The 22,465-nt window shown below is 38.4% G+C and carries 22 protein-coding genes; 5 read left to right on the top strand and 17 right to left on the bottom strand.

Going from position 1 to position 22,465, the window contains the following annotated elements; translation table 11 throughout:
- Positions 1 to 227: 227 nt before the first annotated feature.
- The 6 genes from IGK82_RS01635 to IGK82_RS01610 form a co-directional block, all read right to left on the bottom strand.
- On the bottom strand, positions 228 to 1,016 hold the full coding sequence (locus IGK82_RS01635; RefSeq protein WP_002355302.1) for a gluconate 5-dehydrogenase: 789 nt from the start codon (positions 1,014 to 1,016) through the stop codon (positions 228 to 230).
- Between the two features lie 21 nt (positions 1,017 to 1,037).
- Positions 1,038 to 1,877, bottom strand: coding sequence for a 5-dehydro-4-deoxy-D-glucuronate isomerase (kduI, locus tag IGK82_RS01630; RefSeq protein ID WP_002355301.1), 840 nt, complete (start codon positions 1,875 to 1,877; stop codon positions 1,038 to 1,040).
- 12 nt (positions 1,878 to 1,889) lie between these two features.
- Positions 1,890 to 2,897 carry a sugar kinase gene (locus IGK82_RS01625; RefSeq protein WP_002385349.1) on the bottom strand — a complete coding sequence of 336 codons (1,008 nt, stop codon included), beginning with the start codon at positions 2,895 to 2,897 and terminating at the stop codon, positions 1,890 to 1,892.
- 4 nt (positions 2,898 to 2,901) lie between these two features.
- Positions 2,902 to 3,549, bottom strand: a complete 648-nt coding sequence (locus IGK82_RS01620) for a bifunctional 4-hydroxy-2-oxoglutarate aldolase/2-dehydro-3-deoxy-phosphogluconate aldolase (protein WP_430605137.1) — start codon at positions 3,547 to 3,549, stop codon at positions 2,902 to 2,904.
- Between the two features lie 160 nt (positions 3,550 to 3,709).
- Complete coding sequence (locus tag IGK82_RS01615) at positions 3,710 to 4,462, bottom strand: IclR family transcriptional regulator (protein WP_002355294.1); 753 nt, start codon at positions 4,460 to 4,462, stop codon at positions 3,710 to 3,712.
- Between the two features lie 130 nt (positions 4,463 to 4,592).
- Complete coding sequence (locus IGK82_RS01610) at positions 4,593 to 5,060, bottom strand: MerR family transcriptional regulator (RefSeq protein ID WP_010709203.1); 468 nt, start codon at positions 5,058 to 5,060, stop codon at positions 4,593 to 4,595.
- 100 nt (positions 5,061 to 5,160) lie between these two features.
- On the opposite strand from IGK82_RS01610, the gene IGK82_RS01605 reads away from it, so the two are divergent.
- Together IGK82_RS01605 and IGK82_RS01600 are read left to right on the top strand one after the other, a co-directional pair.
- Complete coding sequence (locus IGK82_RS01605) at positions 5,161 to 6,678, top strand: MDR family MFS transporter (RefSeq protein WP_002385351.1); 1,518 nt, start codon at positions 5,161 to 5,163, stop codon at positions 6,676 to 6,678.
- Positions 6,678 to 7,382 carry a DUF4811 domain-containing protein gene (locus IGK82_RS01600; protein WP_002355291.1) on the top strand — a complete coding sequence of 235 codons (705 nt, stop codon included), beginning with the start codon at positions 6,678 to 6,680 and terminating at the stop codon, positions 7,380 to 7,382. Before IGK82_RS01605 ends, IGK82_RS01600 begins: the two co-directional genes overlap by 1 nt.
- 42 nt (positions 7,383 to 7,424) lie before the next feature.
- Here IGK82_RS01600 and IGK82_RS01595 read toward each other — a convergent pair whose 3' ends face one another.
- The 5 genes from IGK82_RS01595 to IGK82_RS01575 form a co-directional block, all read right to left on the bottom strand.
- Complete coding sequence (locus IGK82_RS01595) at positions 7,425 to 8,516, bottom strand: hypothetical protein (protein ID WP_228023824.1); 1,092 nt, start codon at positions 8,514 to 8,516, stop codon at positions 7,425 to 7,427.
- A 26-nt stretch (positions 8,517 to 8,542) separates the two neighbouring features.
- The gene (locus IGK82_RS01590; RefSeq protein ID WP_010709202.1) at positions 8,543 to 8,698 is read right to left on the bottom strand and encodes a hypothetical protein; all 156 of its coding nucleotides are present in this window, start codon (positions 8,696 to 8,698) and stop codon (positions 8,543 to 8,545) included.
- A gap of 133 nt (positions 8,699 to 8,831) precedes the next feature.
- Positions 8,832 to 10,061: an ABC transporter permease gene (locus IGK82_RS01585; protein WP_002355288.1), complete on the bottom strand. Its 1,230-nt coding sequence runs from the start codon at positions 10,059 to 10,061 to the stop codon at positions 8,832 to 8,834.
- The gene (locus IGK82_RS01580; RefSeq protein ID WP_002392497.1) at positions 10,058 to 10,768 is read right to left on the bottom strand and encodes an ABC transporter ATP-binding protein; all 711 of its coding nucleotides are present in this window, start codon (positions 10,766 to 10,768) and stop codon (positions 10,058 to 10,060) included. The genes IGK82_RS01585 and IGK82_RS01580 overlap by 4 nt, the downstream gene beginning before the upstream one ends.
- Before the next feature lie 9 nt (positions 10,769 to 10,777).
- Positions 10,778 to 11,956, bottom strand: coding sequence for an efflux RND transporter periplasmic adaptor subunit (locus tag IGK82_RS01575; RefSeq protein ID WP_002355284.1), 1,179 nt, complete (start codon positions 11,954 to 11,956; stop codon positions 10,778 to 10,780).
- Positions 11,957 to 12,276: 320 nt separating this feature from the next.
- On the opposite strand from IGK82_RS01575, the gene IGK82_RS01570 reads away from it, so the two are divergent.
- Both IGK82_RS01570 and IGK82_RS01565 read left to right on the top strand, forming a co-directional pair.
- Entirely contained in the window at positions 12,277 to 12,915 is a 639-nt protein-coding gene (locus tag IGK82_RS01570; protein ID WP_002358396.1) for an NAD(P)H-binding protein, read from the top strand.
- Between the two features lie 78 nt (positions 12,916 to 12,993).
- Positions 12,994 to 14,109: an NAD(P)/FAD-dependent oxidoreductase gene (locus IGK82_RS01565; RefSeq protein WP_010709201.1), complete on the top strand. Its 1,116-nt coding sequence runs from the start codon at positions 12,994 to 12,996 to the stop codon at positions 14,107 to 14,109.
- Between the two features lie 68 nt (positions 14,110 to 14,177).
- Here the strand turns inward: IGK82_RS01565 and IGK82_RS01560 are convergent, their stop codons facing one another.
- From IGK82_RS01560 to IGK82_RS01550, 3 genes are read right to left on the bottom strand one after another with little or no spacing between them, the layout of a single operon-like run.
- A complete protein-coding gene (locus tag IGK82_RS01560; RefSeq protein ID WP_010709200.1) occupies positions 14,178 to 15,332 on the bottom strand; it encodes a mannitol-1-phosphate 5-dehydrogenase in 1,155 nt (384 codons plus the stop codon).
- A gap of 14 nt (positions 15,333 to 15,346) precedes the next feature.
- Positions 15,347 to 15,784, bottom strand: coding sequence for a PTS sugar transporter subunit IIA (locus tag IGK82_RS01555; protein ID WP_002355279.1), 438 nt, complete (start codon positions 15,782 to 15,784; stop codon positions 15,347 to 15,349).
- Positions 15,785 to 15,798: 14 nt separating this feature from the next.
- Complete coding sequence (locus tag IGK82_RS01550; protein ID WP_002389635.1) at positions 15,799 to 17,571, bottom strand: PTS mannitol-specific transporter subunit IIBC; 1,773 nt, start codon at positions 17,569 to 17,571, stop codon at positions 15,799 to 15,801.
- A gap of 245 nt (positions 17,572 to 17,816) precedes the next feature.
- On the opposite strand from IGK82_RS01550, the gene IGK82_RS01545 reads away from it, so the two are divergent.
- Positions 17,817 to 17,912, top strand: a complete 96-nt coding sequence (locus tag IGK82_RS01545) for a type I toxin-antitoxin system Fst family toxin (RefSeq protein ID WP_015543884.1) — start codon at positions 17,817 to 17,819, stop codon at positions 17,910 to 17,912.
- A 254-nt stretch (positions 17,913 to 18,166) separates the two neighbouring features.
- Here the strand turns inward: IGK82_RS01545 and IGK82_RS01540 are convergent, their stop codons facing one another.
- Genes IGK82_RS01540 through IGK82_RS01530 form a run of 3 tightly spaced genes read right to left on the bottom strand, consistent with a single transcriptional unit; the run spans position 18,167 to position 22,378 of the window.
- A complete protein-coding gene (locus IGK82_RS01540) occupies positions 18,167 to 18,601 on the bottom strand; it encodes a PTS sugar transporter subunit IIA (protein ID WP_002358391.1) in 435 nt (144 codons plus the stop codon).
- A 10-nt stretch (positions 18,602 to 18,611) separates the two neighbouring features.
- A complete protein-coding gene (locus IGK82_RS01535) occupies positions 18,612 to 20,645 on the bottom strand; it encodes a BglG family transcription antiterminator (RefSeq protein ID WP_002361171.1) in 2,034 nt (677 codons plus the stop codon).
- A complete protein-coding gene (locus IGK82_RS01530) occupies positions 20,636 to 22,378 on the bottom strand; it encodes a PTS transporter subunit EIIC (protein WP_010709199.1) in 1,743 nt (580 codons plus the stop codon). Before IGK82_RS01530 ends, IGK82_RS01535 begins: the two co-directional genes overlap by 10 nt.
- Positions 22,379 to 22,465: the final 87 nt, after the last annotated feature.

Genomic DNA, 22,465 nt, shown 5'->3' with positions numbered 1-22,465 from the left:
GCAATCAAAACTCCTTTTCCATCCCACCAGCGCAAATGAAACGCTTTCATTTTTTTGTAATTTTAGTTTAGCAAGGAATGTTAGCAAATTATATAGTTAATCTTGACGAATTACTGTCAAAAATTGACTTTTTTTAAAAATTAGATACGGTTTTTACCAATTCAATCAATGAGTAAATAACAAAAAACGGACATCCTTTTTAGGTATGTCCGCTTTTTGTTACTTATTTATGGTTGTTTTCCAATATAAGCTAAAATTCCACCATCGACATATAAGATATGTCCGTTAACAAAGTCAGAAGCGTTAGATGCTAAGAAAACTGCTGGGCCAGCTAAGTCTGCTGGTGTGCCCCAACGATTAGCAGGTGTTCGTCCCAAGATGAATTCGTTAAATGGATGCCCTGGTTCTCTTAATGGCGCCGTCTGTGGCGTTTCAATGTAGCCAGGTCCAATCCCATTACATTGAATATTATATTGTCCATATTCAGAAGCAATATTTTTCGTTAACATTTTTAGTCCGCCTTTTGCTGCCGCGTACGCACTAACTGTTTCACGACCTAGTTCACTCATCATTGAACAGATATTGATAATTTTGCCATGGCCCTTTTCAATCATATCTGGAATAACCGCTTTTGCCATAATAAATGGCGCATTCAAGTCAACATCAATCACTTGACGGAACTCTTCTGCTGACATCTCCACCATTGGAATTCGTTTAATAATTCCCGCATTATTGACTAAAATATCAATAGAGCCGACTTCTTCTTTAATCTGAGCAACCATCGCTTGAACTTGCTCTTCATCAGTGACATCACACACATAACCACGTGCTTCAATCCCTGCGGCCCGATAATTTTCCAAGCCTTGTTCAACTGATTCAGGAGATAAGTTATTAAAAACAATTGTTGCTCCTGCTTCAGCTAGGGATTTCGCAATCTCAAAGCCAATCCCATAAACAGCACCTGTAATTAACGCTACTTTTCCATCTAATTGAAAATCATTCATTTTAAATTCCATGTTTTCTCCTCTTTCTTTGGTTTATTTTAATTGATCCATTGCAACCATATCCATGTCTGTGTACGTAATATTTTCTCCGCACATGGCCCAAATAAAGGAATAATTACTTGTACCAACCCCAGAATGAATTGACCAGCTTGGTGAAATAGCTGCTTGTTCATTACTCATTACTAAATGTTTCGTTTCGTCTGGTTTACCCATCATGTGGAAAATCCGCGTATCTTCTTCCATATCAAAATAAACATACGCTTCCATACGACGTTCATGTGTATGACAAGGCATTGTATTCCAAGCGCTACCTGGTTCTAAAATGGTGTAGCCCATTTGTAACTGGCAACTTTCACAAACGTTTGGATGAATGTATTGGTAAATTTTACGTTGGTTCAATGTTAATGGATCACCCGTTTCCATTGGGGTAATTTCATCAATACTAATTTTTACGTTGGGATATTTATGATGTGCTGGGACACAACTAATGTAAAATTTCGCTGGATTATCAGGGTTTTCTGAAGAAAAACGAACATGTTTTGTTTCTTTCCCAATATAATAGCCATCTTGTTTTTTCATTGTTTCTTTGGCGCCATCAATTTCAATAAAGCCTGGTCCCCCAATATTAATAACCCCTAGTTCACGGCGTTCTAAGAAATAGTCAACCCCTAATTCTTTGTCCAAAATAATTTCTAATTCTTCTGTGGTCGGTGTCACACCACCAAAAATCATCCGATCATTATGTGTGTAGGTTAAGCTGATTGCACCTGGAATAAAAACTTTCTCTACTAAAAATTCATCTCTCAATTGTTCTGTTGAATAGTGACGGATATCCGCCGGACTATGTGTATAACGTGTTTCCATATTTTGCATAACTAAAATCTCCTATCTATTTATTTTTCCTGAGCCCGTTGCCAAAAAAGCAAGGACTTCTTTTTGACTAAATTGATTACAATCACCATGGACAGTATGTTTTAACGCACTAGCCGCTGTCGCAAAATCAATGCAGGTTTGTGGATCATAGGCAGCTAATATGCCATGTAAAACCCCACCAGCAAACGCATCACCGGCACCGACACGGTCAACAATCGGTTGTAATCGATGACATTTGGACGTATAATACGCACCTTTGTACCATAGCGTTCCGATTAATTCATTATCTGTCGCTGAATGAACTTGACGTTTGGTTGAATAAAATACTTGAATGTTGGGATAACGTTCTTGCATTTTTCGGTAGTACCACGTTAATGCGTCTTCAAGTTCTTCCTCTGGTTCTGGAATCTCCAGTAAATAACGAGCATCTAATACCCCAGCTGAACAAATATCAACAAATGGAAGAATGGCCTTCAATGCCACGCTCGCTTCTTTCTGGGACCAAAGTTTCCCTCGATAATTAATGTCAAAACTTACTTGGCACCCTGCTTGCTTCGCTGCTTTAACTAACGCAACCGTCATACTTTGCCAATTTTTTGATAACGCCGCTGTAATCCCTGAAATATGAAAGATCTCTACTCCTGAAAACAGCTCATGTAAGTCCCATTCCATTTCTTCGATTTGAGCAAAGCTTGAATAGGCGCGATCATAGACAACACTGGCTGCTCGTTCTCCTGTACCAGTTTCCAAGTAATACGTTCCTAGACGTGTTCCGCCAGTTCGTACAAATTCCGTTGAAACCCCATAACGACTTAAATGCTTTTTGGCGGCTTCTCCTAATGAATTATCGGGCACTTTACTAGCAAAAGTCACTTGGTGGCCATAGTTCGCTAACGAAATCGCTACATTCGCTTCACCACCGCCGTAATGTACAGCGAAATTTTCTGTTTGTGCTACGCGTATTCCGACAGGCGTTGACAAACGCAACATGATTTCTCCCAATGTTACGACTTTCCCCATGTGCCTACCCCCCTTTGATTGCTTGGAATTTTTCCATATAGGCTTGGGCAACCTCACGAACTTTTTCAAAATCCCCAGTTGCTGCTGGCGCTAACAGATTGCCACCAACACCGACGGCCGTCACACCTGCGTCAAACCACTCGGCCATATTTTCCAAACTGACACCACCCGTTGGCATAATATTTAACTGAGGCAATGGCGCTTTAAATGCTGAAATAACACTCGGTCCATAAACACTTCCTGGAAATAGTTTAATAATATCTGCTCCGCTTTTCAGTGCTTCTTTCATTTCTGTGATGGTCATACAGCCTGGCAAGTAAGGAACTTGATATAAATTGCAAATTTTAGCGGTTTCTTCATCGAAGCTTGGACTCACAATATATTCAGCCCCTGCTACAATAGCTAAACGAGCAGTCGTAGCATCCAAAACTGTCCCCGCACCAATGACTACGTCAGGATTCTCTTGGTATAACGCAACTAATTCCTGAATCACTTCTGTTGCTTGAGGAACAGTAAAGGTTAACTCAATCCCCCGCATACCGCCTGCTACAATGGCTTGACTAGCTTTTAGCGCTTCCTCTTTTGTCTTTCCGCGAACCACAGCAATCACGCCAGCATTTTCTAATTTTTGTAAAATTGATACTCGCTTCAACAGACTCCCTCATTTCTTATTTAGAAATATATATTTATTATAAAGAAATTCACAACTTCATTATACAGATAAAAAAAGAAAATGCAAACGTTTTTACAAAAATAAAAAAAGAAAGACAAACAAAAATCCCAATCGACTTTTGTTTGTCTTTCTTTTTCTACTATAATTTCGCTTCAATCGCTGCTTTTGTTGCCAAAAGGGCTTGATTAATCGTCGTTTTATTTTCCTCTGTCAAACGATATTTCGGCATGCTTACACTAAAAGCACCCGCAATTTCGCCATCTTTCATTAAAGATACTCCGCTACAGAAAATATCTTGTTCAATTTCTTCATCATCGTAAGCAACCCCCGTTTGTTGCACTTGTTTTAATTCTTTTTTCAAACGCAAGGGATTGGTAATCGTATTTTCGGTATAGGGAATTAATGTCTGCGTGTCTAAATATTGTTGCACTTGTTCTTCCGAAAATTCTGCTAAAACGGCTTTACCCATGGCCGAATTATACAAAGGTCGAGTAATTCCCACTTTCGAGGACATGCGAATCGTTTGATTTTTCGGTTCTAATTTATTGATATACAGAATTTCATTATTATTTAAAATCCCTAAATGAATGGTTTCATCGACCGTATTTTGAAGGTTTTCTAAATAAGGTACCGCAATTTCAGCTAAATCGATTTGCTCCACACTTTGATTCGCATAGCGAATCAATTTTGTTCCTAAGCGGTACGTCTTGTTCGTGTCTTTTTGAACATAGCCAATTAATGTTAAGGTTTCTAAAATTTTGATTGCCGTTGATGCCGTCATTTCGGTATTCTTTGCAATTTCCTGTAAGGTTTGATCGGGTTGTAAACTTAGACAGTCCATGATTTTAGCCGCTTTTAACAAGACTGTTCCGTAAGGTTTTGTTTCTTTCATCGAAACCCTCCTTTTCCATATAAGAAATTATATAGAAAAATAAAGAAATTGCAAGAAAAAAAGAACTCGAAGATTCATTCAGTAACGTTTTACTTTCACTTCAGGTCTTTCTCCCAGTCCTATTTCATTCTTATTTTCTTTTCTTTAACTCATCAGAAACATCTGCATCCTTAGGAATTAAAAGATACTCACTGACTTCTGTGGTTTCATTAAATACGACATATAATTTTTGTTCTTCATCGAAATCGCCCAAATCAATCACTACGTAATTGGGACAAACTTCTGAGATACCATGAAACATTTGACTAAAGATTTTTTTCGTCATCCCCACATTACGATGCTGCTCTTCTGCTTTTTCCACCGCACTTTGTAACGTATATCCTTCATCTAAAAAACGCTTGATCCAATGCACTTTGACGACTGTATGTAACCGATATTTCCGTGGACCGTTTGCGTCTTTCGCAATGGAAGAAATATACCCTTTTTCTTCCCAATAACGAAGTTGACGTGGCGAAACTTCAGCAATTTCACTTAGTTCACTAATTCCTATCAACAAATTTTCTTCATTTAACAAACGCTGAATCATTTTTGACCACATTAGTTTAACTTCCTTTCCCTTATCCTTTCCTTAATTGTAGTTTTTTTTACACCTTTGTCAAGTAAGTTGACAAAGATTCTAATTAGTTGTAAAGTAGTTAATGCAATTTAATTTGAAACTTACAGAAAAAGGAGCGATATATGTGACTTCACAACAACCTGTGGATATTCACGGAAAACCTTATAACCGGTCGTTACTAGTCGGTGTTTTACTAATCGGAACATTTTGTACGATTTTAAACCAAACGCTTTTAACGACGGCCTTACCTACATTAATGAAAGAATTTGATATCTCAGCTTCAAGTGTACAGTGGCTAACCACTGGATTCCTACTTGTGAACGGCATTATGATTCCCATCAGTGCTTGGTTGATTAACAAATTCAGTTCAAAAAAATTATACATAACAGCGATGTCAACGTTCTTAATCGGAACCATCATCTGTTTTGTAGCGCAAGACTTCGGCATGTTATTGACTGGACGTCTTGTTCAAGCCGCAGGGGTCGGTGTATCTATGCCTCTTTTACAAACAATTATGCTTTCAATTTTCCCGCCTGAAAAACGTGGCGCTGCCATGGGCACAACGGGAATTGTTATCGGATTAGCACCCGCTTTAGGTCCAACATTATCTGGTTGGATTATTGATTCTTATACATGGCGTGACCTTTTTGGGATGGTCATTCCAATTGTCGTTTTAGTCCTAATTTTAGCTTCATTTTTAATGAAAAATGTCATTCAATTATCTAATCCAAGTATCGATGTCTTATCGGTCATTCTTTCTACTCTCGGCTTTGGTAGCTTACTTTACGGTTTCTCAAGCGTTGGTGATAAAGGTTGGGGTAGCCCGCAAGTCTATGGATTCTTAATTGTTGGTGCGATTGTTTTATGTCTTTTTACATATCGACAATTGCATTTAGAACAACCTTTCTTAGAACTACGCGTTTTTAAATCAAAAGTCTTTACTGTTGCGGCCATTTTATCTGGCGTAACCAACATGGCAATGATTGGCGCCGAAATGGTTTTACCTTTGTATATCCAAAATATTCGTGGCGAATCTGCCTTCCATTCAGGGTTAATGCTTTTACCAGGAGCGTTAGTCATGGGACTTATGATGCCAGTAACTGGTCGCATTTTTGATAAAATTGGTGCCCGTCGTCTTGCGATTACTGGGATGTTTATTTTAACAGCTGCAACGTTACCGTTTGCTTTCTTAACAAAAGCAACACCTATTATTTATATCATTGTCCTATATGCGATTCGGATGTTTGGTATTTCGATGGTCATGATGCCTGTGACAACTTCTGGCATGAATGCTTTACCAATGAATTTATTAAGTCACGGAACTGCTGTAAACAACACCTTCCGACAAGTAGCCAGCTCAATTGGAACAGCTGTTTTGATTAGTGTTTTAACAAATGTTACCAAAGACGGCTTACCTGCATCGGACTTATTAAAAACAGCCCCACTCACTTATCGCGACCAAGCAACAAACGCAACACTAAACGGTTATCACGCAGCCTTCTTCGTGGCAACAATCTTTGGCGTTCTCGGCTTGGCGATTACTTTCTTCTTAAATAAAAAAGAAGCGATGCCTGTTAAGGAAGTAGGTGCAATGAAATAATGATTATTTTCCTTTTAATCCTTTGCGTGTTAGGCTTTGCCTACACAAATGTATTTGGCCGAAAAGTTTGGCATAAATGCTGTATGGTTATTTTTGGTTTAGGGTTCTTAGCTTCGTTAAGTCTTATCGTTTTAAACGATAAAGATCATTTTGGTATGACCGAAGTTACTCAGGACAAAACGTTTGAACTAAAAAGCAGTAGTTCAAGCAAAGATGGCCCCAACATGTTATTGTACCAGCCGTTGGGCGATGGTTCCGAAAAAGTTTATTTATATAACACACCAGATAAAAAGAAACTACAAAAAACAGGAACGGAAAACGTCACAAACACAGTTCAAAAAGATGCTCAAAAATCCACATTAGTCCAAAAAACGACGAAATGGTCCTATCAAGAGTCCTGGGCCAAAACACTATTTGGCCTTGCTGACAACGATAACCAATTTGCAAAACAAGAAAACACCTTCAACATTGCTAGTGACTGGCTAGTTTTAAGTGCTGATCAAGCCAAAAAATTAGGTGAATATATGGAACAACATGCCGCTGATATCAAAAAAGAAGGGACTGAAACAGTTGGCAAAAAAATGATGGCTGCTATGATGGCGAATCCATCAATGTCCCAAGAAGAACAAGCGAAACTCACCGAACAATATACCAAAGAGTTTCAACAAGAATTGATTCAGAAAATTCTTAGTGACATGAAATAAAAAAAGGACTGCCTGAGAAACTTATCAGGCGGTCCTTCTTTTTTAATGATTAACCCAAATATAAATACCTTGTTCTTCTTTTTCAAGAACTTTTGTTTCCGAAAGCAAATTTCCTGTCACCAAATCATATCTGAGAAGCGTCTGACCAGCTAAAACCAACAACTGATTATCTTTCGTTGTATTTACACTATAAATCATAGATTCTTCTAATTCTTCCGTCTTTAACTGTCCATTAATATTTAAAAAATAACTTTCTTCCGTAGCAAGATTAACAATTGACAGCCCCACTTTCCCTAATGCATTTGGCTCGTGATCAATAATCAAATATTCGGACGTTCTACTTTTGTAAATTAGGTTAGGAAAATTCTCTGTCAATTGAATAAAACGTTGATTTTTAGCATCTAAACCCATTTGCATAATTCGATTATCTGGCACATTTTCATAACTTACTCGGTTTCTATGAGCCGTTATCGGCAAGTAAATTTGATTATTTACAATCACAGAAGAAGTAAAACCATAAACATACTCTGGGTTTGTATCTAAAAATATTTCGTCTGTTAATGTCAAATTTTCTCCTTCTTTAAAAATGAACAACATATTCTCATAAAGTTGTTTTTCTTTGTCTTCCTGACTAGCGACGACATATAGCTTATTTTGTGTTCCTGAAAATTGCGTAACTGGTGTTGTAGATTCATTAAACATGTATGAACTAACTGGATTCCCTTCAGTATCAAAAGAATATAAACGCTCTGCTTGAACAGTATAAAAATAGTTGGAGCTATAACCAGTACCAGTATAAAGATATTTTTCTGTCTTTCTTTTCAAAAGTTCTCCTTTAAAAAAATCAACACTCACTATAAATTCATCCTTAGTGCTGCTCAAAAGATCACCTGTTGAAAATAGTAAATAATGGGATTGTAATCTTCCTTTTGAAAACCCTGTTGGGACAATCTCTGGTAGATCCACACGACTTCGCTTATGTTTTTTGATGTCATTTTCAGAAAACATGAATGAATAAATCGCTTGGGTTGATAATACATAAAAATCTGTTTCTTCTTGCACAACAAAAGATTGCTTTTTTTCTTCTATCAATTTGTCTTTTACAACAAATAACATTATTCCAATACTAATCAAACTAAGAAATCCTGCTACTATTTTTTTCATATTTTCGTTGTATTTCTATATGTAATTGGCGCCTGAACTTTTTTAAACAATTGTCTTATACTCACTATATTATTCCCTAGACAGCTTTGATACCTTTCTTCTACAGTCCATTCTACATAACCAACCAACAACAGTCTAACCGTTTTTTTCATTTTCTCTCCTCCTATTAAAACAATATGCTTCCATTGTGACCATGCACAACAAAAGCATATCATTCAATCTTTTAACAAACAATCTAATTTCAGATTATTTGAACTGTTTAGAAAAAACCCAAAATATATCTTTTTAATTATAAATCGCTTTAATCGGATCCATCCTCGAGGCACCAATTGCTGGAATAATCCCGAAAAAGATACCTGTGAAGACCGAAACTAATGTTGAAATAGCAAAGATGGACGGCGTAATAATTGGCGTAATCGAAATATACCCACCGACCACAGTTGCCAATAAATAGCCGCAGCCGACACCAATCAAACCACCAATCAATGTGATAAACGCTGCTTCCATTAAAAATTGGAATAAAATGACTCGTGGTTTAGCACCAATGGCCCGGCGAATCCCGATTTCTCGTTTCCGTTCCGTAACAGACACATACATGATGTTCATGACGCCAATTCCCCCGACTAATAGGGAGATTGCAGTAATTGCCATCAGAAACATCGTCATACCCGTGACCATTTCTTCCATTTGTTGTTGGAGTTGTTGGTCTTGGTCATTTTCTTTAAACGTTCCTTTCACTTCAGGATGATTTTCACTTAAAATAGTGATTGCCTGTCCTAAAATTGCTTCACGGTCTGCTCCCTCACGAACCTTAATATTGATGCCACTAATTGCTTTTGTTTTCGCTAATTTATTGTATGATTCTCGAGAAACAAAACTGCTCATAGCAGTTGCCCAATCATCGTTCATACCCAAACTATCTAAATCTTTTGGTGCTAAAATACCAATCACCTTGTACATATAACCACCAATTGAAACAGCTTTTCCAATGAGTTGGCTAGGATCATCAAGCCGAATTTGCGCTTCAAAGATATCATGATTTAAGACAATCGCATCTGTATTTGCATCGCTCGGTTGAAAATCACGACCATATAAAATATCATTCTGCCCTTTAGTCGACGTAATGGATAAATTCGCTTGCGCCCCAAAATAATCCATTGGTACAAACAAATTGTCTCCGCCCCCCATCATTGATTCACCATATTGAGGATAAATACTTTCAATTCCTTGAATGTCTTGTAATTTTTTCAAGTCCACTCGGCTAAACGTATAATCTGGCTCTTCATAGGACATAAAATTGTCACTGCTACCATCCGACATTGTATAATGAATCTTCAAAACATCCGCGTTCACTGCACTGGATGCCTTCACAACTTGACGCTTCATCCCTTCACCTAGCGCAGAAATCGTTACGACTGATGTAATCCCAATAATAATCCCGACCATCGTTAAAAATACCCGCAACTTATGTGCCTTTAAGCTTAAAAAAGTACTAACAAATAAATTAGCAATCATCTAATCACCTCTTCTTCCAAAAAGCGACCATCTTTCATATGAATCACTCGTGAGGCATATTTTTTCATATCTTCATCATGTGTCACCATGACAATTGTTTTGCCTTGTTCATTCAATTCTTTCAATAATTCCATAATTTCTGTACCCGTTTCACTATCCAATGCCCCAGTCGGTTCATCAGCCATAATCAATAATGGATCATTCACCAAGGAACGAGCAATGGCTACTCTTTGTTGCTGTCCTCCAGAAAGTTCAGTAACTTTTGATTTGGCTTTTGTTTCCAAACCGACAATTTTTAGGTATTTTTCAGCAATCGCTTTTTTCTCAGCGCGGCTTTTTTTCCCTTCATAAACACAGGGCAATTGAACATTTTGACTAACATTTAAAGAATTAATCAAGAAAAATTGTTGAAAAATAAATCCTAGATATTCATTGCGAAAGGCTGATTTTTTATTTTCAGACAATTTTGAAACATCTGTTCCTGAGAAATGATAGCTTCCGTATGTTAAGCGATCCAAGAACCCAATAATGTTCATCAGCGTTGTCTTACCGCTGCCGGACTTCCCCATGATTAAAATGAACTCTCCTTGATGGATGGTCAAGTTCAATTCTTTTAAAACATGTAGTTTTTCCTTACCTACTGGATAGAACTTGTTAATGTCCCGCAATTCAATGAGGGGTTGATTTGTATTGTTTGCTTCCACCATCAAGCCCTCCTATTTCGACGCATCTGTCATTGATTCGTTGGTTGCTGATTCATCAGAAGCAATCGCTGCATCTGATTCCACAATATCACCGACTTTTACTGGTTTTTTTGAAGAAATAACCACTCGGTCGGCTGATTCTAAGCCAGATTCAATCGCCATTTTGTCGCCATTTTCTTGCCCGACTTGGACATCACGACGAATGATGGTTCCAAAATCATTCACTAAAACGTAGGCCTGTTCACCCTCTTTTTGAATCGCTTTTTTCGGTAACTCAATCGCCCCTAAATCGCCTAAATCAATGGTTGCTTGCATATGGTAGCCATTTTTGACTTTGTCTAAATTGGCCAACGCAATTTTGACGCTATAACTAGACATCGTCGTGCCTCCCTCTGGATTGCCACTCGCGGCATCGCTGTTGCCTTCAGGAGGATTATCATCGATATAAGAAATTGAGCCATCCACAACCACATTGTTGGAAACAGAAGTTAGTTTAGCTTTTTGCCCAACACTAATTTTAGTCAAGTCCTTTTCATTCACTTTTCCAGCTAAATAAAGATCTTCTGAAGTTAACCGTAAAATCGGTGAATTGGCATCTTTTACTTCTGGAATTGATACGCGGCCTTTGAAATTAGCCTTTGTGGAAATATATTGCTTCGCTCCTAAATCCGCTAAGGTTTCATTGGTGAAGGTAATCTCTTCATCTACCGCATCGACTTCTGTTTGATATTGTTCATTTAAATCATCACCAGACATCGTGCGGTCTTCTTCTTTAGTTTTATTAAATTTATCAATGGCCCGATTCCACTTATTATAGATATTCGCCCGCTTCGTTTCTAATTTGGCTAAGCTATTTTGTTGGGCCTCAATTTCTTTTGTGACCGCCTCATCTTCATAAGTAAATAATTCTGTGCCTGCATCTACGACATCGCCGTTTTTCACCTTAATCTCTGGATCCTTTGTTATTTTTTGATCGCGCGCAAAGGCTTCCATTTGTTCCGGTTGGATGACACCGTTAATATAAATTTGTTGCAAGTCAGGAACATCAAAATAGTCAATTCCCCAGTCATCTTTAGGCGCTTGCTTGACAGCTACTTGTTGTGCATTTTTATTTAACGCATTCACAGTTACGATGCCCCCAACCGCAATTACCGCAACTGCCCCCAATATAATTATCGTTTTCTTCTTCATTTTCTTCGTTTCATCTCCTCATTCTGTCTATTTTCCCCAACAAACTAAATTGCTCGGTCGTTCACTTATAACTATTTAACCATGCTTGAATTCAAGAAACAAGGGCATTTCTCTAGGCCTTTAGTCTGATTTATTTCATTTTTGTTCATTTTTTTATTTATTTCACGACAATAAATAACCATTGTTGGGTCTTTGTATTTCAACAATCTAAAAAGGTTATTTTTATGTTATTTATAACTAAACTATACGCAATCGAGATTTTTTGCTTCTTTTTTTATTTAAGGTACACTAGAAGAAACAATTGAAAGTGAGGGCTTGCCATGAAAGTCATTATTTTTGGCGGTAGCGGTTTTTTAGGTCAACAAATCGCGAAAATTTTAGTCCAACGCCAACATCAAGTCATCAGTGTTTCACGTCATGGAAAGCCTGCCACGCTCTCCGCATCTTGGAGCCACCAAGTGCAGTGGGTATGCTCCGATGTTACTCGTGACACGAATTGGCAAGAACAAGTCCAGCGTGCTGACTGGGTCATTGATACAGTAGGTATTTTATTTGAAAATCCACGAAAAAAGAAAACCTATCAACGGCTAATTCTGACGCCAGTGAAAAAAATCAGTTCTTTTTTAGCACAACAAAAAAAGCCAGCTAAGTTTTTATTTATTTCAGCCAATACTGTTCCTTTCCCTTTGAGAAAATATATGGATGCCAAATTGGCAGCGGAGGAACTAATCCACCAAGAAGTCGCCGAAGCAGTGATTTTTTATCCTAGTTTACTTGTAGGTCAAGAACGTACCGGCACCATACTTTTTAGTAAATGTATTTATTTTTTTAAGAAAATCCCCTTTTTAAAGAACTTATTTATTGGCTATGATCCTGTGCCTGTGGCAGAAATGGCACAAGAAATTGTTCACGTTTTAGAAGGCGGCAATTCTATTTACACACACAGAAGGACCCGTTAACAAGTTATCTCCCAATCGTCTCTGTCTAGAGGCGGTTTTTTTGTGTTACAATACAACTGTTCGAAGGAGAGAAGAAGCATGAAAAAAATTGCCATTATTGGCGGCGGCATTATCGGAATGACGTTAGCTAATTATTTAGATCCACAAAAATTTGACATTACCGTTTATGATGAAGGGCTCGGCCAAGCGACTAAAGCGAGCGCCGGTATTATTTCCCCTTGGCTATCCAAACGTCGGAATAAGAAATGGTACCAATTAGCGCGAGAGGGCGCTGCCCTATTTCCAAAGCTAGTCAAAGATTTTCAGCTGACGGAGGATATTTATCGTCAATCAGGGACAGTCATTTTGCGCCCGGCAGCCGCTTTGGCAGACTTAGCCCATTTGGCAGAAGAGCGTAAGCAAACTGCACCTGAAATTGGAGAAATCACGATGTTGTCAGCGGTTCAAACAGCGAAGTTCTTACCGCTACTTAAGGAAACTCCCTCACTTTTTATTTCTGGCGGCGGTCGCCTAGATGGACCAGCTTATCTAAACCATCTTCAGAAACGCGCCGAAGCCAAAGGGGTCACTTTTTGTTCACAACGGGCGCACTTTCGACAACTGAATCAAGGGTGGGAAATTGTCACAAATTCAGAAAAAAAGAGCGTTGATTTTCTCGCTTTAACACCTGGTCCTCATTTAAAGGAATTACTCGCTACTTTAAATTTATCTGTGGACATTCGTCCCCAAAAAGGACAATTATTAGTTTTCGAGACCCCTTTTACAAACAGTCAGCAATGGCCTGTTGCTATGTTAGATGGCGAAGCCGATTTAATTCCTTTTAATCAAGGAAAAATTTTATTAGGTGCCACCCACGAAAATGAACAAGCCTGGGATTTAAAAGAGACTGCTAGCGCTTTTCAACAACTAACTTCTGGGACTGCGCCATTTCTAAAAGAAGCAGAGCAGCTTTTTAAGCAACCCATGCATTACCGTGTCGGTACACGTGCTTATACATCTGATTTCGCTCCGTTTTTTGGCCCTTTGCCAGAAATGCCCCACCTTGTGGTTGCTAGCGGACTTGGTTCATCAGGACTCACTACTGGCCCATTCATTGGTTACCAATTAGCTGAATACTTCAATACAGGTGTCTTCAAAGGAGAGCTTTATCAAAAACCACTTAGTCAATATGTAAAAAACAACCCCTCACTTTAATCAGTGAGCGGTTGTTTTTTTCCCTTTAATTAAGAAATGTGAAGTATCTTGGTAGAAGGATTTTGTTATTATGCTACTTGTGGTCGCGCATAGCGTTCTACGTTTTGTTTAATATTTTTAACCGTTTCTGGATCTTCAATGCCCGTTACTTCAGCGATCACTGTATCAACGCTTTCTTGGTCAAGCATTTCCTGTAATTGACGGCTTTGTTCATCTTCTGGATCATGATAATTAAAAACAATACCAATCATTGCTAATAAATGCGGCGACACTAGATTGCGTTCCTGTAATTCACGGATTGGTCGAATAAACCGTTCTTGCGCACCTAATTTTCTGATTGGTGTCCGTGCTACACGTGTAATAGCATCTGAAATATATTTATTTTGGAAACGTTGAATAATTTTTTCAATATAGGCTGCATGTTCTTGTTCATCAAAATTCCATTTGGCCACTAAAAGTTTACCAGTTTCCTGCAAAACTGATTTGAGTTGTGCTACCACTAAGGCATCCTGCATCGCTTCGTCAATGGTTTGATAGCCTAACAACGCCCCTGTATAGGCAACTGTAGCATGGCCAGTGTTTACACTAAATAATTTTCGTTCAATATACGGCTCTAAATCAGCAACGTAATGAACACCTTCTAACTGAATCTCATTGGCTTTTCGGTTGGTATCATCAATGACCCATTCACAAAAAGGCTCAACTTGAACAAAAAGTGGATCTTCATGTTTTTGTAATGGAACAATCCGATCAACCGCCGCATCAGGAAAACCAATCCATTGTTCAGCATAAGCTGGGTTTTTCAAATATTTGGCCACTTCTTCTGCTAAAAAGGTTGAACCACCAATCATATTTTCACAAGCGATAATATCCAGCGGCTTTTGACAATTTGCTTCGGCACGTGCATCAATTCCTTGAGCAATTAATTCAGCAATTCTTGGTAAAATATTGGGACCAATCGCCGTCGTGACTAAATCGGCTTCCGCAATTGCTTCTACTACTTTTTCTGGTTCTGTCATGTTATTTAACCCGGTCACATTTTCAACGTTAATTTGTTGATGTGAGGCATCGGCCAATTCAATTGTATAACTTTTACGTTCTTTTAACGCTTGAATGATGGTTTCATTAACATCCACAAACGTAATATGAAACCCGTTTTTAGCTAAAATTTCGCCGATAAAGCCGCGTCCAATATTTCCTGCTCCAAAATGTACTGCGTTCATTCTTATTCTCTCCTTTAAGCAATGGCTAAATTTTCTGTTATTTCTTCTTTACTTAATGCGTCGGCAAGTTGCACCACGTTATCCATATCACTACAATAAAGTGCAATTTGTTGGACTAATTGCAAATGTTCTTCACCGACTCCGGCAATCCCAAATAACACGGTAGCAATTTTTTCATCTTCTTCGGTGCCAAAATTAACGCCCTCTGGGACTTGCACTACACAGATTCCTGATTTTTTCACTAATTTTTTGGCTTCTTCTGTTCCATGAGGAATAGCAATAAAATTCCCCATATAAACAGATAGCAATTGGTCTCTTTCAATCATTGCTTCGATATAAGCGGGCTCAACACAGCCTGCCTCGACTAGTTTTTCGCCGCAAAAGCGAATAGCTTCTTCTTTTGTATTAAACTGTTGATTTAATTCAATTGAAATATTCGTAAGATTTTCCATTGTTTTCTTCCTCTCTAGGCACTTTCTTTTAAGAGCGAAACCACTGTTTCATATTTTTTGGGATTAACCATACTTTTTACTGATAAGTGTGTCGCTTTCGGTGCTTTTTTACGGGCTTGTTCCGTTAGTTCAGCTTTTGTGACAATTAAAGCCTGTGTTTGTTGAGTTAATTCATTAATATTAATTTTTCGAATCGGCATTGAAATTTTCTCTTTATCTAAAATTTCTTCTAAGACTTTCATTCCCATCGTTGCTGACCCGACACGGTCATCGTGAACCAAAAGAATTTCATTGACATTTGCTAAATCTCCCTCAATTTCAGAAGCAGGTGTTGCTTTGAAGGCTGTTGGTTGTGCGTCGTTTTTTTCTTTGGTACCTGATAGTTCAGCCACAATTTCATCATAACGTGGTGAGTTCAAGAAGTTTTCAACTGCTACAAAGGTTGCATTAGGTGCTTTCTGTTTGGCCCGTTCTTGCAATTCCGCTTGTGTGACAATCAATGTATTTCCCTCATCGGTCAAATTATTAATGGCCCGATTCGTCACAGTTTGTACTAAACCAGCCTCTTGGACCTTTTTCCGTAAGATAGACGCACCCATTGCACTAGAGCCCATCCCAGCATCACAAGCAAAAATAATTTGTTGAATTCCTGACAATGAAGCACTACCATTTGTGACAGTTAATCCTTTTGATGCTGCTTTAGCAGCTTGGGTTTCTTTCACTTTTTGGGCAAATTCATCACTTTCTTCTTTCGCATCTGCTTTTAAAATGACTGCGGATACTGCAAAGGAAACAGCAGTTGCTGCCAAAACACCTAAAATAACTGGTAAGTAAGAACCCATTGGTGTCATCGCTAAAATAGCTATAATGGAGCCTGGTGAAGCGGGCGCACGTAAACCAGCATCTAACGTTTGGAAAACCAAACTACCTGTCGCGCCACCTGCAATAACCGATAAGAATAATAACGGTTTCATCATTACATATGGGAAGTAAATTTCGTGGATACCACCAAGGAAATGAATAATTATTGCTCCCGGCGCAGAAGATTTTGCCGCACCTTTTCCAAAAAACATAAATGCTAATAAGACACCTAACCCAGGACCAGGGTTTGCTTCTAATAGGAAAAGAATTGATTTGCCAGCCGATAAGACTTGTTCTGTCCCTAGGGGTGTTAAAATGCCATGATTAATCGCATTGTTTAAAAAGAGCACTTTTGCCGGTTCAATAAAAATACTCGTTAATGGAATCAAATGAGCATTTAAAATGATTTCCACACCACGTGCCATTGCAGCAGTCAGCGCATCGACAATTGGGCCAATCGCTGAAAAACCAAGTAAAGCTAACGCAAAACCAATCAATCCAGCTGAAAAATTGTTTACTAACATTTCAAAACCAGCTTTAATCCGATGTTGGAAATACTGATCAAATTTCTTAATTGTAAAGCCACCAAGTGGACCCATAATCATGGCACCTAGCATCATCGGAATATCGGTTCCCACAATCACGCCCATTGTCGCAATTGCGCCAACTACGGCACCGCGATCACCTGCAATTACTTTCCCACCAGTGTAGCCAATTAATAATGGAATTAAATAGGTCAACATTGGGCCAACCATCGTGGCAAAGGCTTTATTTGGCAGATATCCATCTGGGATAAATAGCGCTGTCAAAACGCCCCACGCAATCAACGCCCCGATATTGGGCATCACCATGCTAGATAAGGTACTGCCAAGTCTTTGGACTTTTGCTTTAATTGATACTTTATTTTTTTCTGGTACTTGTTCCATTTTTATTCCCCTTCTCTCAAGTAACTTTTCTTGTTGACTAAATTGTATCCGCTTTCCAAAGCTGAAAAAAGTCGTACTTTGGCACAAACCATTGTGCCAAAAGTTGAAAGAAAAAAGCACGTGTTCTCTAGTTACGAAAACCAGAAAACACGTGCTTATTCCATTTCTAATAATTTCAATAATAAACGAACAACTTTTTATGCTATACTCAAATTGGCGACTTGCCTCGAAAGGAGGTGCATCACATGTACGAGATTGTCACAAAAATTCTTGTGCCGATTTTTGTCGGGATTGTCCTGAAACTTGTAACCATTTGGTTGGAAAAACAGAACGAGGAATAAACAAGTTGCTTCCAACCGCTGCTGTCTAAACAGCAAAAAAAGACACCCTACCACAATAGGGTGTCTTTTTAGTGCATCCATGCACGACTTTGTCACAAGTTACTTTAAATTTATCATAGGGCCTATTTTTTGTCAAGGAATCTTCTCATCTTTTTTGTTTAATCTCTTAAATAAAAATATTTTAATTTTTAATATAAAATTATTTCAATAATTATTGAACATTTCAAATTGAATTGATTTTTTCAGACGTAACTTTAGGCTTGAGCCAGAATTTTTTGCGCTTCATCTATTGTTCGACAATCACTGAGCCGCTGAATGTTTTCGAGATCTGAACAGAAAAAAGCTAATTCTTGAAGCATGCTTAGTTGCCGTTGACTTTTTAGAGCAACGACAAATAACAAAGTAGCTATTTTTCGATCTGCTTCCGTACCAAAGTTGACCCCATCAGGCACTTGAATAAAGCAAATCCCTTCTTTTAAAACTTGTTCATCTTGTCCTTCCGCATGAGGCAATGCCACGAAGTTACCGATATACACGCTGACTTTTTGTTGACGTTGATACATTGCTTTGACATAGTCAGGCGTGACCAACTGATTTTTTAGCAGTAATTCACCAGAAGCTGCAAGTGCTTCCTCCCAACTAGCATATGATTGATTCAACATTATTTGCTCCGCTGTAATTTCAAACATCTCTCAACACCTAGCCTTTCATTTCTTCAATTAATAATGACGAAAGCAACTGATAAACAATGGCTTCATTTCCTGAATGAAAAATTTCTGTATTTAAATCATTCATAATAATCGCACCACTGATTTTTCCTAAAATTTTCCCGATTGTTTCATCAATCGGCATCGGCGCTAGCATGAGTAACATACGTTGTAACTGCATCGGCTTTTTATCCATACCTTCAATCATAAGTGGCTGGGCCAGATTAAAAATACAAAAAACAGGCTGTGTCACTGCTGTACTTGAGGTATGGAATAAGGCCATTTCCGTCTGAGGAATCCCAATAGGCGCTTGCTCGTAACGTTTCATCAATTGCTGACAGACGATTGCACTATCGGTGATTAAATCTGCGGAAAGTTGCGCAAGAGCTTGTTGAACGGTTTCTGCTAAATCCGCTTGATTATTTAAATCTGCTATGAAAAATGTTTCTAATAGTTTACTAATTTCTTCCATGAAAGCGACCACCGTTTCGTAGCTTTCTTCGCCACCTATTTTTTTCACAGGCGCTTTCCTAAGCGAGCGTTTTTCGTGACTAATCCGCTTAAACTCTTCTTTCAATTGGCGGATTTCATCGTCTAAAAGTAACGGTGAGATCAATTTATATTTACCGTTGTATCCTGGTAATAACGAAGTGGAAATCACTAAGTCATAGTTTTCCTCAACATTCACCTTACCTAAATCCGCAATCCGAAAAAAATGAATCTGGTTGATAAAAGGAAAGTAGCGCCGTAATCGCATTTCCAGCATACTTGTCGAAGCCAAACCGCTAGGAGAAAAACCAGCAATATCAACTTCCATAATTTTGGGACTCCGCTCTAAAGAATTGGCAAAATGAAGTACCATGTAGGCAATTTCCTCTTCCGATAGATTCTTTTGCGGAAAAATTTGCGGCAACGCTTGGCGTAAAGCCGCAGCTATTTCTTGATATTGATTCATAATCCGTTCTAAAATGGGATTCGTTAAATCTTCTTCTTGTAAAACCGCCCGCGAAAAAACACCTGATAAATGCGTCAACAACATTTTATACAAATTGGTATCTTCGAAAAAATTAACTTCCGTTTCTTGACTTACTGCTTCAATCAGTTGTTTCACTTCATAAGCCAGCTGAGTGTCAAAATGTTCATCAAAAAAATCTTCATCAAAAGAATTAGAAAAATCACTTAATAAGCTAGCAAAAAAAACAATCTCACTGACAGCGTATAGTTGTTTTGTTTCAGCAGCGACTTTTGAAAAAAGTCGTTTAGAACAATTTAGAAAGGCCTTATTCATCTGCCCAGTATAGGTCTCATCAGCTAAATAAAAACCTGCAGTGACCCGATCCATCGCAATTGTTAACATTAAAATCAAATGTTGTAATTTGCGATCACTTAATGCTGGAAATAAAGTTTCTACTTCTGGCTGAACAATTTTTTGTGCAAATGCTAAATGTTCTGCATGAATAAACTGAAAGAAAAAATGGTCGTTTGTTGTTAATTCGGTAAAATGAAAAAATTGGTACTCATTAATTTCCATACTTAGAATATTCGCCATTAGAAGACGGCGATATTTTTCAGAACCAGTCACTTCATAACCTTGATTCCGAGAAATCGTCAACGGAATCCGAGCAATCCGTGTTTCTAATTGTTTAATATCGGCATAAAAAGTCGTATTACTAATACAATACGTTTCCAGAAAATAATGCATAGAGACTGGCTCTTTTGTTTGAAGTAATGTCAATAAAATCGCATGTTGCCGCGCCAAAGTAGAAAGTTCCTGTGTCTCTTCTCCTAAAATAGCAGCCTGAATTTCCGTCATCGCTGCTTCATCTGCTTGAATCGAAAAGCGCCCACGAGCTACTTTTTCCAACGTCGCGCCCATCGATGCTAGCGAGGTTTCTAAATTTTCTAATTCACGATATACCGTCCGGCGGCTAACCTTTAACAAATTCATCATGCGGTTTACTGAAACGGGGGTAGGACTATTCACTAATTCCGTTAATAGAACAGTTTCTCTTGTCGTTAAAAACATCTATCAGCTCCTCCTTCCAGCCATTCTTGATACTCTTTCTTATTCAAAAAACTAGTAACTACGTATAAATTTTGTTGCGTTAGATCTAAATGATAGGCTTGCGCCAGTTCACGAGTCACTACGTAGGTTGTCTCCTTGGTAAAAAAGACTGTTTCCAGTGGCTCTTTAGATACTTCAATCGCGACTCCTTGTTTCGCTGCTTGTTGCCGCAATAATTCCATTCCCATTGTTTGCGATCCTCGAACATTCTCGGCATATAAAAAAACAAGCTTCTGTATTTGTTTTGTCGAGTTCGTTTCAGTAGACTCTGAACCAAGTGAAGATTGCTCTTGAGAAGAAGCAGTCAGTTTGGCTAAAACTTGCGGGTAATAGGATTTAATTTCTAAAAAATTTTGAACACTCACCATATCCTTTTCTGGGACGTACTTTTGTGCTAACTGTTTCAATTCTGCTTGAATCACCACTAATGTCTTAGGCTGCCACTTCATCTGATGAACGGACTGGTAAGTCACAGGTATCTCCAAGTCCACAGCTTTTAATTGTCGGCTTAGCAAACTTGCCCCCATGGCACTTGAGCCCATTCCTGCATCACAAACAAATAAAATTTGCTGATAGTTAGGTGTGACTGTTTCCACTTGGTCTTCCTCCTTCATCTTTATCATTGAAACTGGTTCAATTCCTCGTTGACGTTTTAATAACAAGCTTGCTATTGCAAAAGAGCACAGAAAGCTAACAAAAATTCCGCTAAAAACCGCCAGCCTCGCATCAGTCGGGGCATTGGCTAAAATCGCAACCAATGAACCTGGCGAAGCTGGAGCACTTAGCCCCACATTAAATATTTGAAAAACAAGCGTACCACTCATTCCTCCAGCAATTACTGCTAAAAATAAGCGCGGGTCCATCAAAACAAACGGAAAATAAATTTCATGAATGCCCCCAATCAGTTGAATCATGGTGGCACCTCCTGCTGTTTTTCGTTGTCCTACAGGCCCAAACAGCAGAAAAGCAACCAAAACGCCCACGCCTGGTCCAGGATTTGTTTCCAATAGAAATAAAATGGACTGACCTGTTTGACTAGCACCTTCTAAACCTAGAGGCGTTAATAAGCCATGGTTAATCGCATTATTAAAAAATAACACTTTTAAGGGCTCTAAGAAAACGTGAACCAATGGTAAAAGATTGGCTTCAATTAACCAAGAAGAAAATTGATACAGCCAAAAACTAGCGCTTTCAACAGCCGGAGCTACAACCAGAATACCAAAACAGCAAAGCAGTCCTCCCACAATTCCTGCTAAAAAGTTTTTAGTCAGCATCTCATAGCCTTCTTTAACTTTCGGTAAGAGAATTTGTTCAATTTTGGCGAAAGTATATCCTGCTAAAGGGCCAATAAACATAGCACCAAACAACTGTGGAACATCTGTGGAAACAATCACGCCCACTGTCGCAATAGCAGCAACAACGCCGCCACGTTGTTCCTCGAACATTTTTCCGCCTGTAAAACCAATTAAAATCGGTAAAACAACTCGAATCATTATCGTTTCGACTTCAGAAAGAGCTAGCCGTAGATTCCCTGTCGTATAGCCAGCCACCAAAGACAATAAGCTCCACGCAATAAAAATACTCAAATTTGGCATAATCATCCCACTCAAACGATGACCAAAACGACGTAAATAGGGAGTTACTTTCACAAACTTATGTTTAAAAAAGAGCGAATGCATTTCTTTTTCCTTCATATTCCTTGTCCCTCGCTCTCTATGTAGATAATTAGAATACTTCTATTATATGAAATTTCACAAAAAAATAGTATAGATTTTTGTAAA

It is taken from the genome of Enterococcus sp. AZ197 (assembly GCF_050556405.1).
GTDB lineage: Bacteria > Bacillota > Bacilli > Lactobacillales > Enterococcaceae > Enterococcus > Enterococcus faecalis.
The sequence above is the reverse complement of the archived record's forward strand: the minus strand, read 5'-3'. Positions and strand labels throughout refer to the sequence as shown.